General features: G+C 43.2%; 6 protein-coding genes. 2 read left to right on the top strand and 4 right to left on the bottom strand.

All coding sequences use genetic code 11. The features are described 5' to 3' along the window. The first annotated feature begins 499 nt into the window (after nucleotides 1–499). A complete protein-coding gene (locus ACYQ2C_RS10155; RefSeq protein WP_460047791.1) occupies nucleotides 500–994 on the top strand; it encodes an NADAR family protein in 495 nt (164 codons plus the stop codon). Nucleotides 995–1,071: 77 nt separating this feature from the next. Here the strand turns inward: ACYQ2C_RS10155 and ACYQ2C_RS10150 are convergent, their stop codons facing one another. From ACYQ2C_RS10150 to metH, 4 genes are all read right to left on the bottom strand, one after another. Next, nucleotides 1,072–1,566: a DUF934 domain-containing protein gene (locus ACYQ2C_RS10150; RefSeq protein WP_460102090.1), complete on the bottom strand. Its 495-nt coding sequence runs from the start codon at nucleotides 1,564–1,566 to the stop codon at nucleotides 1,072–1,074. Beyond that, a complete protein-coding gene (locus ACYQ2C_RS10145) occupies nucleotides 1,550–3,214 on the bottom strand; it encodes a nitrite/sulfite reductase (protein ID WP_460102088.1) in 1,665 nt (554 codons plus the stop codon). Before ACYQ2C_RS10145 ends, ACYQ2C_RS10150 begins: the two co-directional genes overlap by 17 nt. 1,022 nt (nucleotides 3,215–4,236) lie before the next feature. Further along, nucleotides 4,237–4,461 carry a DUF2970 domain-containing protein gene (locus ACYQ2C_RS10140; protein WP_460047797.1) on the bottom strand — a complete coding sequence of 75 codons (225 nt, stop codon included), beginning with the start codon at nucleotides 4,459–4,461 and terminating at the stop codon, nucleotides 4,237–4,239. Nucleotides 4,462–4,501: 40 nt separating this feature from the next. After that, on the bottom strand, nucleotides 4,502–8,197 hold the full coding sequence (gene metH / locus ACYQ2C_RS10135; RefSeq protein ID WP_460102086.1) for a methionine synthase: 3,696 nt from the start codon (nucleotides 8,195–8,197) through the stop codon (nucleotides 4,502–4,504). A 348-nt stretch (nucleotides 8,198–8,545) separates the two neighbouring features. On the opposite strand from metH, the gene nfuA reads away from it, so the two are divergent. Beyond that, on the top strand, nucleotides 8,546–9,130 hold the full coding sequence (nfuA, locus tag ACYQ2C_RS10130) for a Fe-S biogenesis protein NfuA (RefSeq protein WP_460047799.1): 585 nt from the start codon (nucleotides 8,546–8,548) through the stop codon (nucleotides 9,128–9,130). Nucleotides 9,131–9,171: the final 41 nt, after the last annotated feature.

Genomic DNA, 9,171 nt, shown 5'->3' with positions numbered 1-9,171 from the left:
TATTAGATTATTCATTGATAAACGGTATTCTCAAATAATAATCTAAATATTTTTAGGTTAATCAGAGGTTCCTATAAAGTGATAGTTTTCTCAAGATTTTCTATGCATTAAAATGAAAATTTAATCTGTTGAGGAATATCTGATTGAATCAAGAATGACATAATCAGAGTTTCCTTTAGTCTTTTCTATTCGTTCCACAACTGTTTGTATTAAATTTGCACACATGTGAATTTGAATATCTGTTGTCTCTTAGACAGTCACTTTTTAATTCTTTTTGGAATTAACCATTTACGTCTCGGTAGAAAAAATTAATTGTTAAAAACCGCGCTGAGCGCGACGATTTTTACTATAATCGTTTTTGTTAGCTGACATACTTTTTATGAGTTTTACACTTTGACATTTATCAGTCCTGGTCTTATCCAGCGTTCGTTCGTTACTTGTTCAGTTTTGATGGCATATCTTCAAAATCAAATTCACTCGGTGGCAGGAGCCGTTCATCATGTTTGAACACGATAGGTCTATAGAAGAGGCTTACAGTTTCTCGCGACTTGACGACACATGTTTGTTGTCTACCGTTTCGCCGCATCCTATTGAGTTGGAAAATGTAACCTGGACTACGGCCGAACATTATTATCAGTCTAAAAAGTTCGTTAAGCCTCAAGATATCGACGAGATAAGTGCTGCTGAGCGTGGAATTGATGCCTATAAAATGGGCAATCGTTGGTGGAAGCGTGGCAGAGATAAAGACTGGCGCCAAAAGCGTCGTGTCATGATGACTCGCGCACTGTTTACCAAAGTCAGTAAATTTCCTGATGTTAAGCAGGCTTTGCTAGATACTGGCGATGTAAAAATCGTAGAAACATCCTTATATGATCCCTATTGGGGAATTGGCCGTGATCAACGTGGTGAAAATATGCTCGGTCAGATTTGGATGGACATACGAGCAAAGGTAAGGGCGGATCTGAAAATAAAATCGCAAAAATTAACGGCCTAGTTATTCTTAGTTATTTTGGCGATCTAATAAAAAACGGAGCTTAAAGCTCCGTTTTTTATGCCTGTAAAAATTTTGAATTAGCTTTCTAGGCGGCGGCGATAGAGCGGTTGTGGTTGATCAACACCAGCTTGGTAGAAATTGGTGAAATCGTCCAGCGAATCTTTAGCTTGTTCTGGCTCTAGGGCGTTTTCAGAAAAATCAAAAGCGTTCACACCACAGCGCTTTAGGTATAACAGCTGATCGCGAATAAAAAATCCGCTGGCTCTCAATTCGCCGCTATAGCCGAATTGTTCACGAATGATACGAGCCTGGGAGAAGCTTCTGCCATCCATAAAGTTCTTGAAGTACAAGGCAACAACATCAACAGAGTTGATCAGTTCTTTAGCTTCGCTAATGTCGTCGCCAGACTGAATTAATAAGCCAATATTAGGATTAGGAAGTTCTAAGTTGGCGTTTTTAACGAATTCAATAGGCAGCAACGTAGGTTCTGTGGCGACAAAACCTTCTTCGGGAGCAAGTGCAAGTTGCCATTGGTTTTCGGTAATGGCGTTATCTTTAATCAGCTTTTGCATAAACTTGCTCCTTAAATGGCTCCATACCGATTCTGTTGTAAGTCTCGACGAAGCTTTCACCTTCACCGCGTTGATTCACATAAACACCAACAAGCTTTTGAATAACGTCAGGTATTTCTGCCTGAGAGAATGCCGGGCCTAATACTTTACCTAGAGTGGTAGCGTTACCCACTTGACCGCCGAGTTGAATTTGGTAGAACTCGGCGCCTTTTTTATCAACACCTAAAATACCAATGTTACCAACGTGGTGGTGACCACAGGCATTCATACAACCAGAGATGTTTAGATCAATCGGGCCTAAATCGTACAAATAATCCAGATCGTCAAAGGTGCGTTGAATATCTTCGGCAATAGGAATTGATTTGGCGTTTGCCAGTGAACAGTAGTCACCGCCCGGGCAGCAGATCATATCGGTTAGGGTGCCAATATTGGGCGTGGCAAAACCATTGTCTTTGAGTTTTTGCCAAAGCTCAGGCAGGTCACTGCGTTTTACATCACCCAAAACGATATTTTGTTCGTGCGTGGTTCTTACTTCACCAAAGCTGTAGGCATCGGAAAGGTCTGCAATGGCTTCCAGTTGGCTGTCGGTTATGTCACCAGGTGCTACACCTGTCGGTTTCAATGACAGAGAAACAGCAACATAACCAGCAATTTTATGAGCGTGCGTGTTGCGCTCTAGCCAGCGAGCAAATGCTTTGTTTTCTGCGGCAAGGCTTGTTATTTCAGCTACACCAGCATCTGAGCTAAGAGTTTCATAGGCTGGAGCGGTAAAAAAGCTTTTTAAACGCTCAATTTCTGCGCTAGGAACCTTACTAGGGCCATCTTTAACTTGTGCCCACTGTTGTTCTACTTTTTCACGGAAAACATCAATTCCGAGTGCGCGCACCAAAATCTTAATACGAGCTTTGTACTTGTTTTCACGATTACCCAACAAGTTATAGACGCGAAGAATAGCTTCTAAATAGGTGAGTAGATCTTGTTCCGGTAGGAATTCGCAAATAACTTGACCGACAACAGGAGTACGACCAAGACCGCCACCCACATAAACTTGAAAGCCAGTTTCACCGGCGGCATTTTGTTTAACGCGTAGGCCGATATCGTGAACCTGAATGGCAGCGCGATCTGATTCGGCGCCTGTTACGGCAATTTTGAATTTGCGCGGTAAGAATGCGAACTCTGGGTGGAAGCTTGACCATTGGCGGATCAATTCACAGTAAGGACGTGGATCGACGGTTTCGTCGCCGGCAATGCCTGCAAACTGATCTGAGGTCGTGTTACGAATACAGTTACCACTCGATTGGGTGGCGTGCATGTTCACTTCAGACAGCTCAGCCAAAATATCGGGCACTTCGGCAAGGTTCGGCCAGTTAAATTGCACATTTTGACGAGTACTGATATGGCAGTAACCCTTGTCGTAATGACGAGCAATGTGGGCCAGTTTGCGAAGCTGGGCGCTGTTGATCATGCCATAAGGCACATTTACTCGCAGCATTGGTGCAAGTCTTTGGATGTAAAGCCCGTTTTGTAATCGTAGCGGAAGGAATTCTTCAGCCTTTAAATTACCTTCTAAATAACGTTCTGTTTGGCCGCGAAATTGTTTGACGCGTTCATTCAGAATTTGACTGTCATGCTGGTCGTAAATGTACATTAAATCAGCTTATCCTAAATCAAATTGATCAATAATCACTCTTTTTGATAAGAGCCTACTTATATTGAATCTATTTCAAATCAATTTTAAAAAGAGTCGCGAAGGATACACTAAAGTAACACAACTCGCGAGGTAGCAGTTCATAAGGTAACACGGGTAATTTGGTAACATCGTGTTAGACGTATTTCTCAAAAATCGAAATAAATATTCTAATTCCTAGACATGATTCGATTAATAACAATAATTAATCTTGTAAGTAAATAAAAAATATCTAAATAAAAATTAGGCTTTAAGCGATAAATAAAAGCCGTGAAATTAAAGTTATTAATTGGAGTGTTTTTTAATGAATAATTTTAGTGACGATGTTCAGATCCAACACGTACACAATGAAGACGATAATTTGGCGGATTCAATTGCATCTGTCGTACTCGTTGTGATTTTTGTTGCCACGTGTCTATTTTGGATTAGCGGTCAATAAATGGAATACGTGCGGGTGCTAACCGTGCCCGCTGTGGTTCATTCTTTCCTCTCGTAAATTCCTTTTACTCTGAAAAACCCCTTCATTTACTGTGTTTTCTCTACGTGGTTTTTAAAATATCAATAATACTTTTGTCGCAATTATTGATGTTCAGTGATTAAAATTCCCAAAAAAAAATTTATAACAAAAATGTATAAATTTTTACTGTTTAAATTTCGGTGTAAGACAATAGCGAAATTTATCCGATGGTGGATTTAGTTAATCACTTAGCCAATTTGGATTTCGCAACGTTGTAAATTCAATGCGTTAATTTATTTTATTAAGTCATTGAGTTAATAAAACAGCTAATCTTGTTACTTGCTCAGAGGGTTGATTATTGCAAAGCTAAAATGTCGAGCAAAATTCATTGTTTGAGTGAGCTAAACAGGGGTTTTCGATTATAAATTTGAGAATCAATCGCAATAAGCGAGAAGGTTTCTGAAAGTGGAATAATTGGATAGGATTTTGTTGGCCAAATAAGCAGACAATTAGGTTTCTGCCGTGCTTAGGTTGCCAGTTTTAATGCAAAGACAACCAACGCGTAAATGGTCAAAATAAACGTAATCGTGAATAAAATACCTGCGACAATAAACCACTTAAGATTGTTTTTATCGGCAAAATCGCGCTCGCGGTTTTTATTATTCTGAACACCAAATGCTGCGCAAATAACACTCCAAACTAACTGTAGCCAAGAGGTTTTTGGGCTGGAGAGATCTTGTTTTTGATTCATAAGGGCATCCTCTAACCGAATGCCCTTAGAAAAAGGGCGTTTAGTTATCGTAGTCTAAATTTGATTGTAGCCATTTTTCGACGTATTCGACGGATTTATTTTTACGGCTAGCAATACTTTCAACCTGATCTTTGCCGATTTTACCCACCGAAAAGTATTTTGATTTTGGATGCGCAAAATACCAACCCGAAACCGACGCCGCCGGTGTCATGGCGAAATGTTCCGTTAATTCCATTCCCGTTGCCTTGGTAGCATCAAGCAACTTAAACAGAGTTTCTTTTTCGGAATGATCTGGACAAGCCGGATAACCGGGAGCAGGGCGGATACCTTGGTATTTTTCTTTAATTAACGCTTGATTATCCAGACTTTCATTTTTTGCATAACCCCAGAATTCACGACGTACACGTTGGTGCATGCGTTCAGCAAAGGCTTCTGCCAATCGGTCTGCTAGGGCTTTAACCATAATTGAAGAATAGTCATCGCCTTTTTCTTCAAAGGACTTCGATAACTCTTCGGCACCAATGCCCGCGGTTACCGCAAAACCACCAACGTAATCTTTAATGGCGCTGCTTTTAGGCGCAATAAAGTCTGCCAGCGACGCCAGCGTTACCTCTTCCGATTTATTGTACTGCTGGCGTAGATGATGACAAACAGCAACGGGCGAGCCGTCTACTGGGTCGTAGATTTCGATATCATCGTCTTTGCTGTTGGCCGGCCAAATACCAATCACACCACGGGCGGTTAATTGTTTTTCTTCAATCAATTGCTTGAGCATGGCTTGCGCATCGCTAAACAAATTTCGCGCTGCTTCACCGACGACTTTATCGTCTAAGATTGCCGGATATTTTCCTGCTAAATCCCAGCTGATAAAAAACGGTGTCCAATCGATGTACTCAACTAGCTCTTCGAGAGGATAATTGTCAAACACCTGCGTACCGATTAGGTTCGGCGTGAAAATGTCTTCGGCGTGCCACTCGTGAGTCAACTTATTTTGCAGCGCTTGGTGGTAACCAATGCGTGCACGACGCGGTTTTCGATTGGCGGTTCGTTCTCGAACCTCTGCGTATTCGGTTTGTAATTTTGCAATAAATTCAGGTCTCAACTCGTTTGAAAGTAGAGTTGACGCAACCCCCACGGCACGAGAAGCATCTGGAACGTATACCACTTGGTTGAGATTAAATTGAGGATCTATCTTCACCGCAGTATGCGCTTTTGATGTGGTTGCTCCGCCAATCATCAGAGGTTTATCGATGCCTCGGCGTTGCATTTCTTTAGCCACCGACACCATTTCGTCCAGCGATGGCGTAATTAGTCCCGAGAGACCAATAATATCGCAGTTTTCTTTTAGGGCGGTTTCTAGGATTTTGTCACCGGGAACCATTACGCCCAAGTCCAAAACTTCGAAGTTGTTACACTGCAAAACAACACCAACGATGTTCTTGCCGATGTCATGGACATCGCCTTTTACCGTAGCCATTAGTACCCGACCGTTAGGTTTGCTGGCCTCATCTTTTTCGGCTTCAATGTATGGTTGTAAGTAAGCGACTGATTGCTTCATAACACGTGCGGATTTAACAACCTGCGGTAGGAACATTTTACCTTCACCGAACAGATCACCCACGACGTTCATACCATCCATCAGCGGGCCTTCGATAACATCTAAAGGTCGTTTCGATTCTTGGCGAGCAGCTTCGGTGTCTTCCTCAATATAGGTGCTTACACCTTTAACCAAGGCATATTTCAACCGCTCGGCAACGGGCAGGTCACGCCATTCTGAGTCGTCTTTTTTAATGGCTTTGGCGCCGTCACCTCTGTATTTCTCGGCAATATCGAGCAAGGCTTCGGTAGCGTTGGGACTTCTGTTGAGAACCACATCTTCAACACAATCTCGTAATTCTTTAGGGAGATCGTCGTACACCGCAAGCTGTCCTGCATTGACGATACCCATGTTCATACCGGCCTTAATAGCGTGGTACAAAAAGACCGAGTGAATGGCTTCGCGAACCGGGTTGTTGCCACGGAAAGAGAAGGAGACGTTACTTACGCCGCCGGATACACCGGCGTAGGGAAGGTTTTTGCGAATCCAAGCGGTGGCCTCAATGAAATCAACCGCGTAATTGTTGTGTTCGTCAATGCCGGTTGCCACAGCAAAAATATTAGGGTCGAAAATAATATCGCCGGGATCAAAACCGACTTTATCGACCAGAACCCGATACGAGCGCTCGCAGATTTCGATTTTGCGTTGATAGGTATCGGCCTGTCCGGTCTCGTCGAAAGCCATGACGATAACGGCGGCACCATAGGCGCGGCAGAGTTTGGCTTTCTCAATAAATTCTTCTTCGCCTTCTTTTAGGCTGATGGAGTTAACAATGGCCTTGCCTTGCACACACTTCAATCCCGCTTCGATCACATCCCATTTCGATGAGTCGATCATAATCGGCGCTTTTGAAATGTCGGGTTCGCTGGCGATGAGATTTAAAAAGGTGGTCATTGCCGATTTAGCATCGAGCATGCCTTCATCCATGTTAACGTCTACGACCTGTGCGCCGTTTTCAACTTGCTCAAGCGCTACTTCTAAAGCCGTTGAGTAGTCGTCGTTAACGATGAGTTTTTTGAATTTTGCCGAGCCGGTTACGTTGCAGCGTTCCCCCACGTTAACAAACAACGAATCTTTGGTGATGTTGAACGGCTCAAGTCCCGAAAGTAGACAGGCGGGCTCGCGGTCTGGAATAGCTCTTGGTAGAAATTTACTGACAGCTTCGGCAATGGCACGAATGTGTTGTGGTGTAGAACCACAACAGCCGCCAAGAATATTGACTAAACCGCTGGACGCAAATTCACCAACGATTTCCGCCATCTCTTCTGGTGTTTGATCGTATTCGCCGAATTCGTTAGGCAATCCCGCATTGGGGTGGGCAGAAACAAAGCAGGTGGCAACCCGTGACAGTTCGGCAACGTACTGACGAAGCATGTCTGCACCTAGGGCGCAGTTAAGACCCATGCTAATGGGTTTAGCATGCTTCAGTGAGTTGTAGAAGGCTTCGGTGGTTTGTCCCGATAGGGTTCTGCCTGAGGCATCGGTGATAGTGCCGGAAATCATCACCGGTAATTCGATGTTATATTGGTCGAAATACCGATTGATTGCGAAAACCGCAGCCTTAGCATTGAGCGTGTCAAAAATAGTCTCAACTAAAATGATGTCGATACCACCTTTGACAAGCGCATCTAGAGACTCAAGATAGTTTTCAACCAGTTCATCAAAGGTTACGTTACGCGCACCCGGATCATTAACATCGGGGCTGATAGAGCAGGTGCGTGAGGTTGGACCTAAAACTCCGGCGACAAATCGTGGCTTCTCTGGAGTTTCTAATGTTGCCTCGTCGGCGGCCTCTCGGGCTAAGCGTGCAGATTCGTAGTTAATCTCGGTAACCAAGTCTTCCATGTCATAGTCGGCCATGGAAAGGCGTGTTCCGTTAAAGGTATTGGTCTCGATAATGTCTGATCCCGCCTGTAGATACTGGGCGTGAATCTCTTTAATGATTTGAGGTTGGGTTAACGATAAGAGATCGTTGTTACCGGCGATATCCATGTGGTAATCGGCAAAACGTTCACCGCGATAGTCCGCTTCTTTTAGTTTGTAGCCTTGAATCATGGTACCCATGGCACCATCCAATATTAGAATGCGGTTTTCTAGGGCGTCTTTGAACAGTTTTGAGCGCGCGTTTTGATTAGACATGGATGTATCTGTTCCTCTTGAATAAATTCTATATCAAAATATTTTGATATAGTTTTGGCCGGCAGTTTATCAGAGATCGAGACTGAGGCAAGTTCTCACGCTTTGCGTCTGTGCAGACCGTATAATAATGCGGGGCTGATCTAGGATTGAAATTACCAACATAGCGCTATATTGGGAGTTTTTCCTGCAAATAACGATCGTCGAAGATGCTTTTTATTTAAGCAACTGTTTTAGCTGATAAAACTTTGAGCTGGTGGATTTGCTCAGGTTTTGGCACAATTCCTAGTATGTTGCTCAGGTATAAAAATCCGTGAGCCCTCAAATACACATTTAAAGGTCGAAAATTTTATGGCTATGGTTGAAATTACTGAATCTGCTCAGAATTATTTGGCAGAACTTCTGGAAAAACAAAATGTGGACGATATTGGTATTCGCATGTTTGTCTCCACGCCAGGAACGCCGCAAGCCGAGACCTGTATTGCCTACTGTCGTCCAGGCGAAGAAAAAGAAGACGATGAAATCGTCGATTATGGCAAATTCAAAGCTTACTTTGAAAATCGCAGCTTGCCATTTTTAGAAGACGCCAAGGTTGATTACTCTGCCGATAGAATGGGTGGACAGCTTACGATTCGCGCACCCAATTCAAAAATGCCGAAGATCTCCGACGACAGTCCATTAGAAGACAAGGTCAATTACGTTTTGTATAACGAAATTAATCCGGGTCTTGCGGCACATAACGGTAATGTTTCGTTGGTGGAAATAGATACTAAGAATTTTGCAGTATTGAAGTTTGGCGGTGGTTGCCAAGGTTGTAGCGCGGTCGATTTAACACTGAAAAATGGCGTTGAAAAAACGTTAATGGAAAGCATCCCCGAACTTGCCGGTGTTAAAGATATGACGGATCACACCGACACCACTAACGCCTTCTATTAATTGCTCCCGCATTCCAGCACACAAGCGATAATCAATATCAT

The sequence above is a fragment of the Sessilibacter sp. MAH3 genome (assembly GCF_054658275.1).
Note: the sequence above shows the minus strand (reverse complement) of the source record. Positions and strands in the feature narration are given on the sequence as shown.